Here is a 19646-nt window from a genome sequence, read left to right on the forward strand (position 1 = left end):
GAACCTATCCCAATAGCCGTTGTTTCCCGCTCGATTTTGCCGGCGTCAAAAAGCAAATAAAGCAAATAAAAACAGATTATTGGGATAGGTTCACATCTCTTCGAACAGCTCATAGGTAAGATTAACAGACTATAACGAATTACTATGAATCGTTAACAACTGGTCACCCGTCTCGTTCGCCTGGTCAGCACTCTGTACCCTACCCGCGCACAGTTGCGCAGTCGCTCACAGAGTTAGCGTCCGCACCATTTTTTTGCGGGCAACCTGCAGAGATTTAAGGTATTTCAGTTGTTAGTGGTTTTTAAAATAAGGCGCTAAGGAGACAGTAAATGACTGATAAGAAAGCGACGCTAACCATTAACGACAGCGAAGCTCCGATCGAACTGGGCGTATTGACACCGACACTGGGCCCTGATGTCCTCGATGTCCGCGCTCTGGGTTCCAAAGGTTATTTCACATTTGATCCCGGCTTTACCTCCACCGCTTCTTGCGAATCCAAGATTACCTTCATCGACGGCGACAAAGGCGTGCTGCTGCACCGCGGCTTCCCTATCGAACAGCTGGCGAAAGAATCTTCCTACCTGGAAGTGTGCTACATCCTGCTGTACGGCGAGACCCCGACGCCGGAAGAGTTCGAGACCTTCAAAACGACCGTAACCCGTCACACCATGATCCACGACCAGATCACCCATCTGTTCCGTGGCTTCCGTCGCGACTCGCACCCGATGGCGGTGCTGTGCGGCGTGACCGGCGCGCTGGCGGCGTTCTACCACGATGCGCTGGACGTCAACAACGAGCGTCACCGTGAAATCACCGCGTTCCGTCTGCTGTCCAAAATGCCGACCGTGGCCGCGATGTGCTACAAATACTCCCTGGGCCAGCCGTTCGTTTATCCGCGCAACGATCTGTCCTATGCCGGCAACTTCCTGCACATGATGTTCGCCACCCCGTGCGAAGAGTACGTGGTGAACCCGGTATTGGAACGCGCCATGGATCGCATCCTGATCCTGCACGCCGACCATGAGCAGAACGCCTCTACCTCGACCGTGCGCACCGCCGGCTCTTCCGGCGCCAACCCGTTCGCCTGCATCGCGGCCGGCATCGCCTCCCTGTGGGGGCCGGCGCACGGCGGCGCCAACGAAGCGGCGCTGAAAATGCTGGAAGAGATCAAGACCGTCGATCACATTCCGGAATTCATCAAGCGCGCCAAGGACAAGAACGACTCCTTCCGCCTGATGGGCTTCGGCCACCGCGTGTACAAGAACTACGATCCGCGCGCCACCGTGATGCGCGAGACCTGTCACGAAGTGCTGAAAGAGCTGAACAAGAAGGACGACAACCTGCTGCAGGTGGCGATGGAGCTGGAGCACATCGCGCTGAACGACCCGTACTTCATCGAGAAGAAACTGTACCCGAACGTCGACTTTTACTCAGGCATCATCCTGAAGGCGATGGGCATTCCTTCTTCCATGTTCACCGTGATCTTCGCCATCGCGCGCACCATCGGCTGGATCGCGCACTGGAACGAAATGCACGACGAAGGCATCAAAATTGCCCGTCCGCGTCAGCTGTACACCGGCTATGCCGAGCGTGATTTCAAATCCCAGCTGAAAACCAAGTAAGCCGCTTCCCCGGCTGAAACCGCACAGCGCCGCCCCTTCGGGCGGCGTTTTTTTTGCTTATTTCTGGCAGCCCGGGCACCAATAAAACGGCCGCGACGACAGGTCGGTGCGCACAATCATCGCGCCGCAGCGCTCACAGGGCTCGCCGCTGCGATGAAACACCTTGAAGCGAAACAGCGCGCCGTGATGGCGGTTCTCATCCGCCTGCCCACGCGTCTGATAGGAAAGACGCGGCACCGCCAGCAGCGCCTCCGCCAGACGCCAAAGCGCTTCCGGCGCCAGATCCTGCGGTTTGTGCTGCGGCGCCAGTTCGGCCTGCCACAGAATTTCGGCGCGCAGATAATTGCCCAATCCGGCGAGAAACGCCTGGTCGAGCAGCATGCCGCCCAGCTGCCTGCGGCGAAAACGCGGCGTCAGCAAACGCTCCTGCACCTCATCCACCGTCAACGTCATGTCCAGCACGTCGGGGCCGATGCGTTGCAGGAACGGGTGCTGTTCTATCTCCTCGCGCGGCCCGACGGTGATGTCGGACGCGCTGTAGAGCAATATTGCGCTGCGAGCGGTTTCCAGGCGCACCCGCAGATCGCGCTTGGTCTCCGGCGTCTCTCCCGCCGCCGCCACTTTCCATACGCCGTACAGCTGGTTATGGCTGTACATCGTCAGCCCATTGGAAAAGTGGGTCAACAGCGCCTTGCCGCGCGGCTCGATGGCGACGATGCGCTCGCCGAGCAAACGCTGGCGGTAGTGCTTCAACTGGGGAAAAGCGAAATCGACGGCGGTCAGCGGCTGATCGATCACCGCCGCCGCCAGTTTGTCCGCCGCCCGGCGAATCTCCGGTCCTTCCGGCATAGACCACTCCTTGCGTAGGCCCGGCGCAGCCCGGTGCGCCGGGAGTGTTCTTGATTAATGCGTTGCGCCACCCACCACTTTCAGATCGTGTTCCACCTGCAAAGCGATGGAAACGGCCAGCTCCAATGCAAACAGCACCGTCGAAGCCGCCATGCTCGGCGCGCCGGGGTGGGCCGCCGCCTGCTCAGGCAGATACGGGATATGGATAAAACCGCCCTTCACCTCGCGTTGGCCGCTCAAACGGTGCAGCAGCCCATACATCACATGGTTGCACACGTAGGTGCCGGCAGTCTGCGAAACGGCGGCCGGAATGCCGGCCTCGCGCATCGAACTGACCATCGCTTTGATCGGCAAGGTGCTGAAATAGGCCGCCGGACCGCCGGCGACGATCGGCTCGTCCACCGGCTGCTGCCCCTGATTGTCGGGAATGCGCGCATCGTCGACGTTGATCGCCACCCGTTCAATCGTGATATCGGTGCGGCCGCCGGCCTGGCCGATAGCCAGCACCATCACCGGCTGCACCTCATCGATCGCCGCATTGAGCGCCTCCAGCGCCGCGCCGAACACGCACGGCAGCTGGCGCGCCACGATGCGCGTGCCGACCAGCTCCATATCATTGAGCTGCTTCACCACTTCCCAGGAGGGGTTAAGGCGCTCACCGCCAAACGGCTCAAAGCCGGTAATCAATACTTTTTGCATCCTTACTCCTACAGGAACATCAGGAAATACAGCAGGAACACGTTAACCAACAGCAGCAGCACGCCGGTCGGCACCTGCGCCTTGATCACCGCATTCTTGTCCGGCAACTCCAGCAGCGCCGCCGGCACAATGTTGAAGTTCGCCGCCATCGGCGTCATCAGGGTGCCGCAATAGCCGGAGAACATGCCGATCGCCGCCATCACCGCCGGGTTGCCGCCGTGCTGCAACACCAGGATCGGAATGCCGATGCCGGCGGTAACGATCGGGAAAGCGGCGAAGGCGTTGCCCATCACCATGGTCAGCACCGCCATACCGATAGCGTAGACCGCCACGGCGATAAAGCGGTTATCGACCGCCAGATATTCCTGGGTCAAATGCGAGATCGCGGTGCCGACGCCGGCGACGGTAAACAGCAGCCCCAGCGTGGCGAGGATCTGCGGCAGAATGAACGCCCAGCCGATCGAATCCAGCAGGCGCCGCGCTTCCTGTATCGGCTGCAGCGCCTTCTCATGGGTCATTGTCACCGCGATCGCCAACCCGATCAGGCAGCCGACGGTCATCGAGAACAGGGTAATTAGCGTCGCGTGGTTACCGCTGCCGAATACCGCGTTTTGCAACGCCGGCACGTTGTTGAACAGCAGCACGCCGACCACCGTCACCACCGGGATCGCCAGCGCGGGAATGAACAGCTTGTTGCCCAGGCGCTTGGCGCTCGCCTCGCGCTCCTGCGGCGTTCGCTGATGATAGCTGCCGAGGCGCACACCGCCGAAGCCGGCAATCAGGGCCATCACCACCACCACCCCGCCAACGATGATGTGCAGCATGCGTTTTTCGTTGCTGCCTTCGCCCAGTACGTCGCCCAGCAGGCGGTAAGTCCAGTCGCCGACCAGGAATACCAGGCCGTACAATCCCCAAAACAGCCCGGTGGTGATGCGGCGCGGGTTGGCGCGATCGCGCAAGGACATCACCGCCACAATCAGCAGCACCGCGCCGGCCAGCCAGTAGAGATATTGTTGCTGGAAGTTCATCGTGCCTCCCCCTTCGCCTGCAGCGCCGCCTGATTCAGCTGCGCCAGCTCGGCGCTCAGCTGTTTATCCATCCGATACAGCCGGAACGCGTGGATCAGGAAAGCGAAAATCGCGGTCGGAATGCCCCACAGCGCGATATGCAGCGGCTCGGTCTGGATGCCGCCCGATTCCAGCATAAAGTTGTGCATGAAGATGATCGCGCCGAAAGCCACGAAGATATCTTCGCCGAAGAACAGCCCGACGTTGTCGGTCGCGGCCGACATGGCGCGCAGGCGGTGGCGGGTACGCTCCGGCAGTTCGCCGTAGCGGTTTTCCGTTGCCCCTTCCGCCATCGGCGCCAGCAACGGCCGCACCATCTGCGGATGCCCGCCCAGGCTGGTCAGCCCCATCGCCGCGGTAATTTCGCGCACGAACAGGTACACGATCAGCAAACGGCCAGCGGTGGCGCTTTTGATCTTGGCGATCCACGCCTGCGCCCGCTCTTTCAGCCCGTGGCGCTCCAGCAGGCCGATCACCGCCAGCGGCAGCAGCAGGATCAGCGGCAGGTTGCGGGTGTTGAGAAAGCCCTCGCCGAGCTTTTCCAGAATGACGTCCAGCGGCATCAGCGCCGCCAGACCGGTAATGATGCCGGCGGCGATCACCACCAGCACCGGATTGAAACGCAATACAAACCCGACCACGATCGCGGCGATGCCGATCAGTGGCCAGAGATTCACGGCCTGTTCCATAGTCTTCCCTCGATATTTTCTAATAATTTTTTGTTTGTGATGTTGTGTCTTGCTTTACTGCTCTGCGCTGACGCGGATGCCCTGTTGAACAAAACTGTCCCGCAGCTTGCGCGCATACGCCAGCGCATGCTCGCCGTCCCCGTGCAGGCAAACGGTCTCCGCCTGTACGGCGGTCCAAACGCCATCGACGCTGCGCACCCGGTGATGGCGCACCATCTCCAGGGTTTGCGCCAGCGCTTGTTCATCATCCTCGATCAATGCCCCCGGCAAACCGCGCGGCACCAGCGTGCCGTCGGCCTGATAACCGCGATCGGCGAACACCTCCTGCCGGGTGGTCAGACCGAGCCGTTGCCCGGCGCGGATCAGCTCGCTGCCGGCCAGCCCCACCAGCCGCAGCGCCGGATCAACCGCCTGCACCGCCCGGGCGATGGCTTCCGCCAGCGCCGGCTCAACCGCCGCCTGGTTGTACAGCATGCCGTGCGGCTTAACGTGCACCATCACCCCGCCCTCGGCGCGGGCGATGGCCGCCAGCGCCCCGAGCTGATACACCACCTGCGCGTACACCGTTTCCGGCGGCAGCTGCATGCGAGTGCGGCCGAAATTCTCCCGGTCGGGAAAACTCGGGTGGGCGCCGATCGCCACGCCGTACTGCAATGCCCAGCGCACCGACTGACGCATGGTCTGCGCATCGCCGGCGTGGAAGCCGCAGGCGATGTTGGCCGAGCTCACCAATTGCAACAGCGCCTGGTCGTTGGCGCAGCCTTCGCCGAGATCGGCGTTCAAATCAACGATCATGTAACCCCCAGGCAATCTGTCGAAGGAAAAGATCCTGCTCGGCCTTGGCGCGCTGCGCCTCGGCCAGTGAACAGAGAACGAAATGGATCGGTTCGCCGAGACGGATCTGCGCCAAATGGTAAAGATCGGCTTCGATCACGCAGGCGATGCGCGGGTAACCGCCGGTGGTTTGCGCATCGGCCATCAGCACGATCGGCTGGCCGTTGTGCGGCACCTGCACCACGCCGGGCATCAGGCCGTGCGACAGCATCTCTCTGTCGGTGGTGCGTGCCAGCGGCGTGCCGCCGTGCAGACGGTAGCCCATGCGGTTGCTCTGCGGGCTGAGCTGCCAGGCGGCGCGCCAAAACGCATCTTGCGCCTCTTCGCTGAATTCGGCGTACTCCGGCCCCGGCAACGCACGGATGCGATTGGTAAACAGCAACTGCTTCACGCCACAGCGGGTTTGCGGTTCAGCGGCGGATTTGCCCAGCGGCAACCGATCGCCGTCCTTCAGATTACGCCCCTCGCACCCGCCAAAAGCGGCTTTCATGTCGGTGCTGCGCGAGCCCAGCATTTCCGGCACGGCGATACCGCCGGCGATCGCGAGATAACTGCGCATGCCGCGCTTCGGCGTGCCCAGCACCAGACGCTGCCCCTTTTTCACCGGGTAGCGCCAGCCGGTCCACAGCGGCTTACCGTCCAGCTGCGCGTCGCAGCCGGCGCCGGTCAGGGCGATCCAGCCGGGACGGGTAAACTCGGCGCTGAACTGGCCGAGCGTGATCTCCAGCCCGGCGGCCTCCGGCGCGTTGCCCACCAGCAGGTTGGCGATCTTCAGCGCCGGTTGATCCAACGCGCCGCCGGTACTGATGCCCAGACGGCGAAATCCTTCACGGCCCAAATCCTGCACCGTGGTATAGATGCCGGCGCGCAGAATAATCAGCATACACCCTCCTTCTGCGGCACAAAGCGTACGCTATCGCCCGGGCGCAGCAGCGTCGGCGGCATTTCATGGGGATTGAACAACGCCAGCGGCGTGCGGCCGATCAGCTGCCAGCCGCCGGGCGTCGCCAGCGGATAGATGCCGGTCTGGCCGCCACCGATACCGACGGAGCCGGCCGCCACCGCCAGACGCGGTTCGGCGCGGCGCGGCGTCGCCAGTTTTTCCGGCATGCCGCCCAAATAGGAGAAGCCCGGCTGAAAGCCGAGAAAATAGACCACGTAAGCCGCCGCCGCATGGCATTCCACCACCTGTCGCGGCGTCATGCCGGTATAGCGCGCCACCTCATCCAGATCGGGGCCCTGTTCCCCGCCGTAGACAACCGGGATCTCCACCTGACGCGACTCCGGCGTCAGGCGCTCTTTGCTTTCCCACCCCTGCTGCAGTAACGCGAGCATCGCTTCGGCGTCGGCCTGCGGCGTATGCAACAGCAGCGTCAGGTTGTTCATTCCCGGCACCACTTCCCGCACGTCGGGATGGTGATTCAGCTTTTCCGCCAGCGCCCAGATGCGCTGCTGGCTCGGCAACGTCACCGGCGGTGACAGTTCAAGCACTACCGCTCTTTCACCTAAAAGGTAATAACGCGCTTGTTGCACCCTTATTCTCCTTATTATTATCGCGCTGAAAAACACACCAGTTATGCGTGACGCAGCCCCGGCTGTCAATAGAACGCAACCATAAGGAAAATAAGGAAATAGCGCGATAAAAGGATTCAGCCGGCGCGCAGGCCGGGCTGGATCCGACGTAGAAAAAAATCAGGCGGGATTCGGGATATCGATAAAGGTCACATCAAAACCGTGGTGCTGAGCCAGCCATTCCCCCAGCGCTTTCACGCCGCCGCGCTCGGTCGCGTGGTGGCCGGCGGCAAAGAAATGCACGCCCATTTCGCGCGCGCTGTGAATGGTCTGCTCAGACACTTCACCGCTGATGAAAGCATCGACGCCGAAGCGCGCCGCGCTGTCGATAAAGCCCTGGCCGCCGCCGGTGCACCAGGCCACTCGGCGAATATGCTCAGGCGCGTTATCGCCGCAGTGCAGCACCGCGCGACCCAGTCGGCTTTCGATGCGCTGTTGCAGCGCTTCGCCGGTCAGCGGCTGTTCGAATTCCCCGTGCGGCACCAGCGGCTCGACGTCGCCAATCACCCGAATGCCCAGCGCCTGCGCCAGCTGCGCGTTGTTGCCCAGCACCGGATGCGCGTCCAGCGGCAAGTGGTAGCCGTACAGATTGATGTCGTGGGTCAACAGCGTTTTCAGGCGGTTGCGCTTCATGCCGCGCACCGCCGGCGCCTCGTTTTTCCAGAAATAGCCGTGGTGCACGATGATCGCGTCGGCCTGATGCGCCACCGCGGCGTCCAACAGCGCCTGACAGGCGGTGACGCCGGTCACGATGCGCTGCACGTGCGGGCGCCCTTCCACCTGCAATCCATTGGGGGCATAGTCCTGAAACGCCGCGGCGTTCAGTTCCGTGTTGATCAGTTGTTCCAGATCGAGGTTACGCATTCTCTTCTCTCTTCATAGTCAAAATGTCTGCCGGTCGCCCTGCGCCATCAGGATGAATTTCACCCCCAGATCGTTGCCCTGCGCCAGCTGCTGCGCAATGGCGGCGCGCGCGTCTTCGCCCTGCTTCAGGCTCGGTTTGATGTGGCTGATCACCACCGGCAGACCGTTCAGCGAGCCTTCGCCGCCGCTGTACTGCGTCAGGTTCTTCAGCTCCTTCAGCAGCCAGGCCGGCGTCAGATGGCCGTACAGATGTTTGTCCTCCACCCCGTTAGGGTAAGAGGTTTCGATAATCATGCCCTTGAGCTTTTTCTGCTCGACAAGCGGCCCCAGCACGCGCCACACGGCATCGAGATCGCGCGACTGCTCCACCTTATCCGGCCCGGTATCGCCGAAGTAGGCGAAGAACTCGTTGCCGTTGGAAATCAGCAGCATCGACGACGGGTAGCGATCGTGGCTGAGCGGGTACATCACGCCGGTCAACCCGGTCAGGCCGAGGGTAAAGCGCTGCTGCGGCCGCACCGTTTGCAGCCGGTAGGTGCCCAGCCGCGAACCGTTGCCGGCGTCGGTAAAGTTCGGCCAGGCCTTCCAGTTGAAGTAATGGTTGCGCAGGGTCAGCACGGTGTCCGCCTGGGCGTAAACGGTTTTTTTATTATCCTCGGGCGAGCCGACGATCAGCCCCGCCACGTGGTCCAGATGGCCGTGGCTGATGAAATAGCCGCCGATCAACTGCCGGAACACATAGCCCTGCGGCGTATAAGGCGCGGCCAGCTCGGGGGTCACCTGCGGGAAACTGCCCTTCTCCAGCCCTTTGGCGATGCCCGGCAGCAGCGAGCCGGCGTCCAGCGCCACATACTGCGGCTGATTATCGCTGCGGATCAGATAAGAGGTCAGGTTGCCGTCGCTGACGCCGCCGTCGACGCCCAGCGCCACCACGTCAAAGCCGGCGATCGCCAGCGCGGAATAGCCGCTCAGGCACAGGGCCAGCACCTTTTTCATCATTACGTCGCTCCTTGCAGTTGCCTCAAGACTCTCCCCGTTTCGCCGCCTCGAACGCCGCCAACGTCTCCACGCGGGCTTGTTTGTGATCGACGATCGGCAGCGGGTAGTTCAGCGTACGGCGCTGCTTTTCCGCCCAGCGGTGGGGGTAATGGATGTCATTGTCGGGCACATCCGCCAGTTCCGGCAACCATTTACGGATGAAAGTGCCTTGTGGATCAAAACGTTCACCCTGGGTGGTCGGGTTAAAGATGCGGAAATACGGCGCGGCGTCGGTGCCGGTGGAGGCCGCCCACTGCCAGCCGCCGTTATTGGCCGCCAGATCCCCGTCCAGCAGTTGCGACATGAAATAGCGCTCCCCGGCGCGCCAGTCGATCAGCAGATCCTTCACCAGAAAACTGGCGCTGATCATGCGCAGCCGGTTGTGCATCCAGCCGGTAGCGTTCAGTTGGCGCATGGCGGCATCGACGATCGGATAGCCGGTTTCGCCCCGCTGCCAGGCCTGCAGCTTCGCCGCGTCAGCGCTCCAGCGCACCTTGTCCGTCCAGGCGATAAAGGGACAATGGCGGCACAGCTCGGGGTAGGCCACCAGCAGGTGGCGATAGAACTCGCGCCAAATCAACTCGTTCAGCCAGGCGAAAGCGCCGCTCTCGCGATCTTCCAGCAGCTGCGGGCATTCGGCGCGCAGGCGGTTAAAACACTGGCGCGGCGACAGCGCGCCGATCGCCAGATAGGGTGACAGGCTGCTGGTGCCGGCGATGGCGGGCAGATCGCGCTGCCGAAGGTAATCTTGCACCTGCTCACGACAAAAGGCGCGCAGCCGCTGCAGCGCGGCCTCCTCGCCGGCGGGATAATCATCCCCGATGTCCGCCGCGGGATAATCGAACGCCGCCGGCGCTTCAGGCGCAGGCAACGCGCCATCGGCACGGATCTTCGGCGCCGGCAGGCAGCTCACGTCGGACTCAGTCAGGCGCTGAATGAAGGCGTTGCGAAACGGCGTATAAACCTTGTACATCTCGCCGCCGCCGGTTAGCACGCTGCCCGGCGGCAACAGCAGACTGTCATCAAAACCGTGGCACGTTACCCGTCCATTCAACTGCTGCTCCAGCCGCGCATCGCGTCGCCGTTCATTCAGTTCGTACTGGCGGTTGTAAAATAGCGCGTCCACCTGCTCTCGCCGGCAATACTCCGCCAGCCAGTCGATCGACGCGGCAAAGTCCGTGCCGGCATGGCAATGCAGCGCAATGCCCTTTTGCGCCAGCGCCTGCTGTACCGCCCGCAGGCTGGCGTGGATCAGCGCCGCCTGCCGCGGCGCCATCTCATGCTGCCGCCACTGCTGCGGGGTGGCGATAAACACCGCCAGCACCCGGGCTTTGGGATCGCTGCAGGCAGCGTGCAGCGCTTTGTTGTCGGTGATACGCAGATCGTTACGCAACCAGACCAGATGCGTGGTCATAAAATTCCCTTGTCAATCAATGGCCGTAACGCAAACGCAGCGCCTCCGGATAAGGTTCGAAATAGCGTTGTTCCGCCAAATAACTGTCGGGGTATTCCGCCATGTAATGCTTAAGCAAGGCGATCGGCGCCAGCAGCGGCTGCATGCCCTGCCGGTAGCGGTCGATCAGGTGCGCCAGCTCCTGGCGCTGCGCCGCGCTGAGCTGGCGGCGGAAGTAACCCTGCACGTGCATCAGCACGTTGGTATGGTTGCGGCGCGTCGCCTTGTGCGCCAACAGCGCCATCAGGCGGCTGCGGTACTCCACGGCGAAGTCTTCCAGCGAGTCCCAGCGATGAATGTCGGCGACGAAACGCCCCAGTTCGCGGTACGCCGGCTGCGAATGCGCCAGCAGCGACAGTTTGTAGCGGCTGTGAAACGCGATCAGCCCGCCGCGGGTCAGCCCCTGACGCCACAGCATGTTCAACTCATACAGCGCGTACACTCGCTCGATAAAGTTTTCCCGCAGCGCCGCATCCTGCAAACGCCCATCCTCTTCCACCGGCAGCCACGGCATCTGGCGCAGCAGCTCGGCGGTAAACAGCCCGACGCCGTTTTTACGCGAGTCCTTGCCGTTCTCGCTGTAGACCCGCACCCGCTCCAGGCCGCAGCTCGGCGACTTGGCGCAGACGATATAGCCGCACAGGTGCTGCAACGCGGCCACGCGCTGCGCGGAGAAACTGCGCATCTCCTCGGTCAGATCCACGCCGGCGTCGTTGCTGTAGCGCATCGCCGGCCACGGCTGCGCCTGTTTCACCAGGCGCAGCGCCGGGCGCGGCGTGGGCAGGCCGATCGCCATTTCCGGGCAAACGGGCTCAAAGCGCACATAGGGCGCCAACTGTTCCACCGCGAAGGCCAGCCGCTTGTGGCCACCGTCGAAACGCACCGCGTCGCCCAGTAAACAGGCGCTGATGCCTATAGGGATCTTGTCACTCATACCGTTCTCTCGTGGTGTTGGTCGATGGGGAAAGTGTAGAAGAATGGCTTGCCAAATACGACCTTGCGCTGGACGGCAGCGGGCTTGGGGCATAAAAAAACCCCCGCCGCAGGGCGAGGGTTGTTCGTGAGTCGGCAGTGACTCAGTAGAAGTCGCAGGACGCCAGTTCCGCCTGCTGCAGCCAGACCGGCTTATCGCTGGTTTTTGACCAGACGCGATGCAGGTAGCTGTAAAAACGCCCGCGATCGCTGCGGAACAGCATCACCGGCAGGGCCAAAATGCCCGCGATCACCACTGCGCTGCGGCGCAGGAGAATCCGATGCAGTGAATAAGCGTGATAGGTCGTAGACATGCGAACCTCCTTAAAAACGCCTGCCGTTGATTTGTCAGGGAAAACGGCGTGGGCGTATCAAATGAACAATCGGTAATTTGGTAACTGGACAAAATTTTAGCGCACTTGATGAAAGTTTACTACTCATCCGACCACTAAATCGCACAAAAAATCGCTAATCACCGCGGCGATTCGTAATTTTGTTACAACCAAGTTAATTTTTAACTTAACATTGGTTACGTTGTGGTTATTATCCGGTTCCTGCTTCCACGCCGCTGCCCTTGCTTATTCACTCATCAGGCGCAATCTCGCCGCCAACCTGCTGGTTGAAATGCTCAATTTTTGCTGAAATTTCAGCCATTTTTATACTTTTTTTACACCCGCCCGCGCGATTTTTTCATCTTCTTTCTACCCCGCTCCCTACACTGCCTCTATCAAAAACAACACCTCTGGAGGTGTCCCGTGAGTTTCAGCGTTATTGGTGGTGCGCTGTTGGTTCTGCTGCTGTTGGCCTATCTGGTCTACGCCCTGTTTAACGCGGAGGATTTCTGATGGCGGCTTCAGCCTTTTTACTGATCGCCAGTTTCCTGCTGGTGCTTCTGCTGCTGGCACGGCCGCTGGGCGGTTTTATGGCGCGCCTGATCGAAGGTGAGCCGCTGCCTGCGCTGCGCGCAGTGGAAGCCGGCGTCTGGCGCGCCTGCGGCATCCGCCCCACCGAGATGAATTGGTGGCAGTACGCGCTGGCGATCCTGGCGTTTAACCTGCTCGGCCTGGCGCTGCTGTTCGCCCTGCTGATGGCGCAGGGCTCGCTGCCACTCAACCCGCAAGGCTTCCCTGGCCTCTCCTGGGATCTGGCGCTCAACACCGCCGTCAGCTTCGTCACCAACACCAACTGGCAAGCCTACAGCGGTGAAAGCGCCCTCAGCTATTTCAGCCAGATGGCCGGGCTGGCGGTGCAGAACTTCGTTTCCGCCTCCACCGGCATCGCCGTGGCCTTTGCGCTGATCCGTGCCTTTACCCGCCGCGCCGGCAAGACCGTCGGCAACGCCTGGGCCGATCTGTTCCGCATCACGCTGTATGTGCTGCTGCCGATCGCGCTGCTGATCGCCCTGTTCTTCGTCAGCCAGGGCACGCTGCAAAACTTCCTGCCTTACCTACACGTCACCACGCTCGAAGGCGCGCAGCAGACGCTGCCGATGGGGCCGGTCGCCTCGCAGGAAGCGATCAAGATGCTCGGCACCAACGGCGGGGGGTTCTTCGGCGCCAACTCGGCGCACCCGTTCGAAAACCCGACCGTGCTGACCAACTTCGTGCAGATGCTGGCCATCTTCCTGATCCCTTGCGCGCTGTGCTTCTCTTTCGGACAACTGGCCGGTGAAAACCGTCAGGGCCACGCGCTGATCTGGGCGATGGCGCTGATCTTCGTGGTGGCGGTGGTGGTGGTGATGTACGCCGAGCTGGCGGGCAACCCGCACCTGAGCGCGCTGGGCGCCGACAGCAACATCAATATGGAAGGCAAAGAGTCGCGCTTCGGCATTCTCGCCACCAGCCTGTTCTCGGTGGTGACCACCGCCGCGTCCTGCGGGGCGGTCAACGCCATGCACGACTCCTTCACCGCGCTGGGCGGCATGGTGCCGATGTGGCTGATGCAGATCGGTGAAGTGGTGTTCGGCGGCGTCGGCTCCGGCCTGTACGGCATGCTGCTGTTCGTACTGCTGACGGTGTTTATCGCCGGCTTGATGATCGGCCGCACCCCGGAATACCTGGGCAAGAAGATCGACGTTTACGACATGAAGATGACCGCGCTGGCGATCCTGGTCACGCCGGCGCTGGTGTTGCTGGGCAGCGCGCTGGCCATCGGCACCGACGCGGGCCGCGCCGGCATCCTCAATCCGGGCGCCCACGGCTTCAGCGAAGTGCTGTATGCCCTGTCCTCCGCCGCCAACAACAACGGCAGCGCCTTCGCCGGGTTGAGCGTCAATACGCCGTTCTACAACCTGCTGCTGGCCTTCGCCATGTTCGTCGGCCGCTTCGGGGTGATCCTGCCGGTGCTGGCGATCGCCGGTTCGCTGAGCGCCAAGCCACGCCAGCCGGCGGGCAACGGCACCCTGCCGACCTATGGGCCGCTGTTTATCGGCCTGCTGATCGGCACCGTGCTGCTGGTGGGCGCGCTGACCTTCGTGCCGGCGCTGGCGCTGGGCCCGGTGGCCGAGCATTTGCAACTTTGGTTGGCAAACTAACAGACGTCACAGAGAGAGAATAAGAGATGACTCGCAAACAACGCGCGCTGTTTGAACCGGCTCTGGTGCGCACCGCGCTGATCGATGCGGTGAAAAAACTGGACCCTCGCGTTCAATGGCGCAACCCGGTGATGTTCGTGGTGTATATCGGCAGCCTGCTGACCACCGCCATCTGGCTGGCGATCCTCGCCGGCCAAACCGACGGTGCCGCCGCCTTTACCGGCAGCGTCTCCCTGTGGTTGTGGTTCACCGTGCTGTTCGCCAACTTCGCCGAGGCGCTGGCCGAAGGCCGCAGCAAGGCCCAGGCGGAAAGCCTGAAAGGCACCAAGAAAACCAGCTGGGCGAAAAAACTGGCCGGCCCGCGCCGCGACGGCGCCACGGAGAAAGTGGCCGCCGAGAGTCTGCGCAAAGGCGATATCGTGCTGGTGGAAGCCGGCGACACCATTCCGTGCGACGGCGAAGTGCTGGAGGGCGGCGCCTCGGTGGATGAAAGCGCCATCACCGGGGAATCCGCCCCGGTGATCCGCGAATCCGGCGGGGACTTCTCCTCGGTCACCGGCGGCACCCGCGTGCTGTCCGACTGGCTGGTGGTGCAGTGCAGCGTCAACCCGGGGGAAACCTTCCTCGATCGCATGATCGCCATGGTGGAAGGCGCTAAACGCCGCAAAACGCCGAACGAAATCGCGCTGACCATCCTGCTGGTGGCGCTGACCATCGTGTTCGTGTTGGCCACCGCCACCCTGTTCCCGTTCTCGCAATACAGCGTCGAGGCGGCCGGCAGCGGCAGCGTGGTCACCATCACCGTGCTGGTCGCCTTGCTGGTTTGCCTGATCCCCACCACCATCGGCGGTCTGCTGTCCGCCATCGGCGTGGCCGGGATGAGCCGAATGCTCGGCGCCAACGTGATCGCCACCAGCGGCCGCGCGGTGGAAGCCGCCGGCGACGTGGACGTGCTTCTGCTGGATAAAACCGGCACCATCACGCTGGGCAACCGTCAGGCTTCGGAGTTCCTGCCGGCGCCGGGCGTGAAAGAGCAAGAGCTGGCGGACGCCGCGCAGCTGGCTTCGCTGGCGGACGAAACGCCGGAAGGCCGCAGCATCGTGGTGCTGGCCAAACAGCGCTTTAACCTGCGCGAGCGCGATCTGCAGGCGCTGAACGCCACCTTCGTGCCCTTCTCCGCCCAGACTCGCATGAGCGGCGTCAACGTGCAGGAGCGCATGATCCGCAAAGGCGCGGTGGACGCCATTCGCCGTCACGTCGAAACCAATCAGGGGCATTTCCCGCGGGCGGTGGACGATCTGGTGGAAAGCGTGGCGCGCACCGGCGGCACGCCGCTGGTGGTGGCGGAAGGCGCACGGGTGCTGGGCGTGGTGGCGTTGAAGGATATCGTCAAGGGCGGCATCAAAGAGCGCTTCAATGAGCTGCGCAAGATGGGCATCAAAACGGTGATGATCACCGGCGATAACCCGCTGACCGCGGCGGCGATCGCCGCCGAAGCCGGGGTGGACGACTTCCTGTCGGAAGCCACGCCGGAAGCCAAGCTGGCGCTGATCCGCCAGTATCAGGCGGAGGGCCGTCTGGTGGCGATGACCGGCGACGGCACCAACGACGCCCCGGCGTTGGCGCAGGCCGATGTGGCGGTGGCGATGAACTCCGGCACCCAGGCCGCCAAAGAGGCGGGCAACATGGTCGATCTGGATTCCAACCCGACCAAGCTGATCGAAGTGGTGCATATCGGCAAACAGATGCTGATGACGCGCGGCTCGCTGACCACCTTCAGCATCGCCAACGATGTGGCCAAGTACTTCGCCATCATTCCGGCGGCGTTCGCGGCCACCTATCCGCAGCTGAACGCGCTGAACGTGATGCACCTGCACTCCCCCGCCTCCGCCATCATGTCGGCGGTGATCTTCAACGCCCTGGTGATCGTGTTTCTGATCCCGCTGGCGCTGAAAGGGGTGAGCTACAAACCGATGAGCGCCGCGGCTCTGCTGCGCCGCAACCTGTGGCTGTACGGGGTCGGCGGTCTGCTGGTGCCGTTCGTCGGCATCAAACTGATCGACCTGATCCTGGTCGCGCTGCACGTCGCCGGTTAACCATTGAGGGAAAAGAACATGACATATTTACGACCTGCGCTGGTGATGTTGATCCTGCTGACGCTGCTCACCGGCATCGCCTATCCGCTGCTGACCACCGGGCTGGCGCAGCTGCTGTTTTCGGGCGCGGCCAACGGTTCGCTGCTGTACCAGGGCGACAAGGCGGTCGGCTCCGCGCTGATTGGCCAGAACTTCACGCGCGCCGACTATTTCTGGGGCCGCCCGTCGGCGACCGGCGATTCAGCCTATAATCCACAGGCCTCCGCCGGCAGCAACCTGGCGGCCACCAACCCGGCGCTGGATAAGGTTATCGCCGAACGCGCGGCGCAGCTGCGCCAGGCCAATCCGGCCATGAGCGGCCCGATCCCGGTGGATCTGCTGACCGCCTCCGGCAGCGGGCTGGATCCGCAGATCTCGACCGCTGCGGCGCGGTATCAGCTGGCGCGGGTCGCGGCGGCACGTCATCTGCCGCCGGAACAGGTCGCCAAACTGATCGAAGACAACACCGATCGGGCCACGCCCAACTTCATGGGCGAATCGGTGGTCAACGTGTTGAAGCTGAACCTGGCGCTGGATGCGTTGAAGTAACGCACCGTATTCAGCATAGTGATAGGGTTCGGCGTGCCGAACCCCTTTTTGCTTGGTAACACAAGGAATTGTCATGGTCGAAGAAGAACAGCAGCGTCCCGATCCCGATAGCCTGCTGGCGCTGGCCAATGAAAAACCGCGCGGCCGGTTGAAGGTATTCTTCGGCGCCTGCGCCGGCGTAGGCAAAACCTACGCCATGCTGCAGGAGGCCCAGCGTTTGCGCGCACAGGGGCTGGATGTGCTGGTCGGCGTGGTGGAAACCCACGGCCGCAGCGAGACCGCCGCCCTGCTCGACGGCCTGGCGCTGTTGCCGCAAAAGCGCATCCAGCATCGCGGGCGACTGGTGCATGAATTCGACCTCGACGCCGCGTTGGCGCGCCATCCGGCGCTGATCCTGATGGACGAACTGGCGCACAGCAACGCCCACGGTTCGCGCCACCCCAAACGCTGGCAGGATGTGGAAGAGCTGCTGGACGCCGGCATCGACGTGCTGACTACCGTCAACGTACAACATTTGGAAAGTCTGAACGACGTGGTGGGCGGCGTGACCGGCGTGCGGGTGCGCGAAACGGTGCCCGACCACGTGTTTGACGAGGCCAGCGAAGTGGTGCTGGTCGATCTGCCGCCGGACGATCTGCGCCGACGGCTGCACGAAGGCAAAGTGTATATTCCCGGTCAGGCCGAGCGCGCCATCGAGCATTTTTTCCGTAAAGGCAACCTGATCGCCCTGCGCGAGTTGGCGCTGCGCCGCACCGCCGATCGGGTCGATGACCAGATGCGCGAGTTTCGCGACACCCAGGGGCGCGAGAAAGTGTGGCACACCCGCGACAGCATTCTGCTGTGCGTCGGCCACAACAGCGGCAACGAAAAGCTGGTGCGCATCGCCGCCCGGCTGGCGGCGCGGCTCGGCTGCCACTGGCATGCGGTCTACGTGGAAACCCCCAAGCTGCACCGGCTGCCGGAAAACCAGCGCCGCGCCATTCTGCGCGCGCTGCGGCTGGCGCAGGAGCTGGGCGCCGAAACCGCCACCCTGGCCGATCCGTCCGAAGAGCGCGCAGTGCTGCGCTACGCCCGCGAGCATAACCTCGGCAAAATCATCATCGGCCGCCGCAGCGAGCAGCGCTGGAAGCTGCGCGGCAGTTTCGCCGATCGCCTCGGCCGGCTGGGTCCGGATCTCGATCTGGTGATCGTCGCGCTGGACAGCGACGCCGCACAGCCGCCGCCGGGCAAGGAGCACGACGGCCGCAGCTTCAATGAGAAATGGCGCATGCAGCTGCGCGGCTGCGCGGTGGCGGTGGCGCTGTGCGCGCTGATCACCCTGCTCTCGCAGTGGCTGCTGCCGGGCTTCGATCAGGCCAACCTGGTGATGGTCTACCTGCTCGGCGTGGCGATCGTCGCGCTGTTCTTCGGCCGCTGGCCATCGGTGCTGGCGGCGGTGATCAACGTCGCCAGTTTCGATCTGTTCTTCGTTCAGCCCGAATGGTCGTTCGCCGTCAGCGATATGCAGTATCTGCTGACCTTCGGCGTGATGCTCGCCGTCGGCATCATCATCGGCAACCTGACCGCCGGGGTGCGTTATCAGGCCCGGGTGGCGCGCTATCGCGAGCAGCGGGCGCGCCATCTGTACGAAATGTCACGCGGGCTGAGCCGCGCGCTGACCGTGGCCGACATCGCCAACACCAGCCGTCATTTCCTCTCCAGCAGCTTCCAGGCGAAAACCGTGCTGCTGCTGCCGCAGGAAGACGGCCGGCTGCAGCAAATGATCGGCGAGGAAGGCGGGCTGCTGTCGGTAGACGAAGCCATCGCGCGCTGGAGTTTCGATAAAGGCTTGCCGGCCGGCGCCGGCACCGACACCCTGCCCGGCGTGCCTTACCAACTGCTGCCGCTCAATACCCCCAAACAGACCTTCGGCCTGTTGGCGATCGAACCCAACAACCTGCGCCAGCTGATGGTGCCGGAACAACAGCGGCTGCTGCAAACCTTCGCAGTGCTGATCGCCAGCGCGCTGGAACGGCTGCACCTGGCGCGCAGCGCCGAAGAAGCCAAGCTGGACGCCGAACGCGAACAGCTGCGCAACTCGCTGCTGGCGGCGCTGTCGCACGATCTGCGCACCCCGCTGACCGTGTTGTTCGGCCAGGCGGAAATTCTCACGCTGGACCTGGCGGCCGAAGGTTCCAATCACGCCACCCAGGCCAGCCAGATCCGCCAGCAGGTGCTGAGCACCACCCGGCTGGTGAACAACCTGCTGGATATGGCGCGCATCCAGTCCGGCGGTTTCAGCCTGCGTAAAGAGTGGCAGTCGCTGGAAGAGATCGTCGGCGCTTCGCTGCACATGCTGGAGCCGCTGCTCAGCCAGCATCCGATCGAGGTCGATCTGCCGCCGGAACAGATCCTGGTCAACTGCGACGGCAGCCTGCTGGAACGGGTGTTCACCAACCTGTTGGAAAACGCCAATAAATACGCCGGCGCCGAGGCCACCATCGGCATTCGCGCCCGCACGCTGCCCGAGTGGCTGGAAGTCGAGGTCTGGGATAACGGCCCCGGCATCCCCGCCGATCAGCTGCAGCTGATTTTCGACAAGTTTTCACGCGGCAATAAAGAGTCGGCGATCCCTGGCGTCGGCTTGGGGTTAGCGATTTGTCGTGCCATTATTGAAGTGCATGACGGCCGCATCTGGGCGGAAAACGGCGCCAACGGCGGCGCCAGCTTCCGCTTCGTGCTGCCGCTGGAAAAACCGCCCGAGATCGACGGCGACGCCTTCGATCTGTAA

At 63.0% G+C, this 19646-nt stretch carries 18 protein-coding genes; 6 read left to right on the forward strand and 12 right to left on the reverse strand.

What is annotated here, in order from left to right:
• Nucleotides 1-329 precede the first annotated feature (329 nt).
• Complete coding sequence (locus tag ACJ8M3_RS11950) at nt 330-1622, forward strand: citrate synthase (RefSeq protein WP_033642196.1); 1293 nt, start codon at nt 330-332, stop codon at nt 1620-1622.
• 57 nt (nt 1623-1679) lie between these two features.
• Here the strand turns inward: ACJ8M3_RS11950 and nei are convergent, their stop codons facing one another.
• From nei to ACJ8M3_RS12010, 12 genes are all read right to left on the reverse strand, one after another.
• Complete coding sequence (gene nei / locus ACJ8M3_RS11955; RefSeq protein ID WP_089196728.1) at nt 1680-2471, reverse strand: endonuclease VIII; 792 nt, start codon at nt 2469-2471, stop codon at nt 1680-1682.
• Nucleotides 2472-2525: 54 nt separating this feature from the next.
• Entirely contained in the window at nt 2526-3170 is a 645-nt protein-coding gene (pcp, locus tag ACJ8M3_RS11960; protein WP_016928732.1) for a pyroglutamyl-peptidase I, read from the reverse strand.
• A gap of 8 nt (nt 3171-3178) precedes the next feature.
• A complete protein-coding gene (locus ACJ8M3_RS11965) occupies nt 3179-4198 on the reverse strand; it encodes a DUF979 domain-containing protein (protein WP_089196727.1) in 1020 nt (339 codons plus the stop codon).
• On the reverse strand, nt 4195-4926 hold the full coding sequence (locus ACJ8M3_RS11970; protein ID WP_016928734.1) for a DUF969 domain-containing protein: 732 nt from the start codon (nt 4924-4926) through the stop codon (nt 4195-4197). Before ACJ8M3_RS11970 ends, ACJ8M3_RS11965 begins: the two co-directional genes overlap by 4 nt.
• 54 nt (nt 4927-4980) lie before the next feature.
• On the reverse strand, nt 4981-5721 hold the full coding sequence (gene pxpA / locus ACJ8M3_RS11975; RefSeq protein ID WP_004939906.1) for a 5-oxoprolinase subunit PxpA: 741 nt from the start codon (nt 5719-5721) through the stop codon (nt 4981-4983).
• The gene (gene pxpC / locus ACJ8M3_RS11980) at nt 5711-6643 is read right to left on the reverse strand and encodes a 5-oxoprolinase subunit PxpC (RefSeq protein WP_047572334.1); all 933 of its coding nucleotides are present in this window, start codon (nt 6641-6643) and stop codon (nt 5711-5713) included. Before pxpC ends, pxpA begins: the two co-directional genes overlap by 11 nt.
• On the reverse strand, nt 6637-7293 hold the full coding sequence (gene pxpB / locus ACJ8M3_RS11985; protein WP_089196726.1) for a 5-oxoprolinase subunit PxpB: 657 nt from the start codon (nt 7291-7293) through the stop codon (nt 6637-6639). The genes pxpC and pxpB overlap by 7 nt, the downstream gene beginning before the upstream one ends.
• Before the next feature lie 159 nt (nt 7294-7452).
• Nucleotides 7453-8196 (reverse strand): type 2 GTP cyclohydrolase I, encoded by a 744-nt coding sequence (locus ACJ8M3_RS11990; protein ID WP_016928738.1) that lies wholly within the window; start codon nt 8194-8196, stop codon nt 7453-7455.
• Nucleotides 8197-8214: 18 nt separating this feature from the next.
• Nucleotides 8215-9195 (reverse strand): MBL fold metallo-hydrolase, encoded by a 981-nt coding sequence (locus ACJ8M3_RS11995; protein WP_042783859.1) that lies wholly within the window; start codon nt 9193-9195, stop codon nt 8215-8217.
• Between the two features lie 22 nt (nt 9196-9217).
• Entirely contained in the window at nt 9218-10648 is a 1431-nt protein-coding gene (phrB, locus tag ACJ8M3_RS12000) for a deoxyribodipyrimidine photo-lyase (RefSeq protein WP_089196725.1), read from the reverse strand.
• Nucleotides 10649-10664: 16 nt separating this feature from the next.
• On the reverse strand, nt 10665-11621 hold the full coding sequence (locus ACJ8M3_RS12005; RefSeq protein WP_033651168.1) for a YbgA family protein: 957 nt from the start codon (nt 11619-11621) through the stop codon (nt 10665-10667).
• Between the two features lie 142 nt (nt 11622-11763).
• Nucleotides 11764-11973 (reverse strand): YbfA family protein, encoded by a 210-nt coding sequence (locus ACJ8M3_RS12010; protein ID WP_004939916.1) that lies wholly within the window; start codon nt 11971-11973, stop codon nt 11764-11766.
• A 441-nt stretch (nt 11974-12414) separates the two neighbouring features.
• On the opposite strand from ACJ8M3_RS12010, the gene ACJ8M3_RS12015 reads away from it, so the two are divergent.
• The 5 genes from ACJ8M3_RS12015 (at nt 12415) to kdpD (ending at nt 19646) form a co-directional block, all read left to right on the forward strand.
• Nucleotides 12415-12504, forward strand: a complete 90-nt coding sequence (locus ACJ8M3_RS12015; RefSeq protein WP_016928742.1) for a K(+)-transporting ATPase subunit F — start codon at nt 12415-12417, stop codon at nt 12502-12504.
• Nucleotides 12504-14192 (forward strand): potassium-transporting ATPase subunit KdpA, encoded by a 1689-nt coding sequence (kdpA, locus tag ACJ8M3_RS12020; RefSeq protein ID WP_072628177.1) that lies wholly within the window; start codon nt 12504-12506, stop codon nt 14190-14192. The genes ACJ8M3_RS12015 and kdpA overlap by 1 nt, the downstream gene beginning before the upstream one ends.
• A gap of 26 nt (nt 14193-14218) precedes the next feature.
• Nucleotides 14219-16288 (forward strand): potassium-transporting ATPase subunit KdpB, encoded by a 2070-nt coding sequence (kdpB, locus tag ACJ8M3_RS12025; RefSeq protein WP_033642184.1) that lies wholly within the window; start codon nt 14219-14221, stop codon nt 16286-16288.
• 18 nt (nt 16289-16306) lie between these two features.
• Nucleotides 16307-16876, forward strand: a complete 570-nt coding sequence (kdpC, locus tag ACJ8M3_RS12030; RefSeq protein ID WP_033642183.1) for a potassium-transporting ATPase subunit KdpC — start codon at nt 16307-16309, stop codon at nt 16874-16876.
• Nucleotides 16877-16949: 73 nt separating this feature from the next.
• Nucleotides 16950-19646, forward strand: a complete 2697-nt coding sequence (gene kdpD, locus ACJ8M3_RS12035; RefSeq protein WP_042783854.1) for a two-component system sensor histidine kinase KdpD — start codon at nt 16950-16952, stop codon at nt 19644-19646.

This window comes from Serratia sp. CY55921, assembly GCF_052167655.1.
Lineage (GTDB): Bacteria > Pseudomonadota > Gammaproteobacteria > Enterobacterales > Enterobacteriaceae > Serratia > Serratia ureilytica.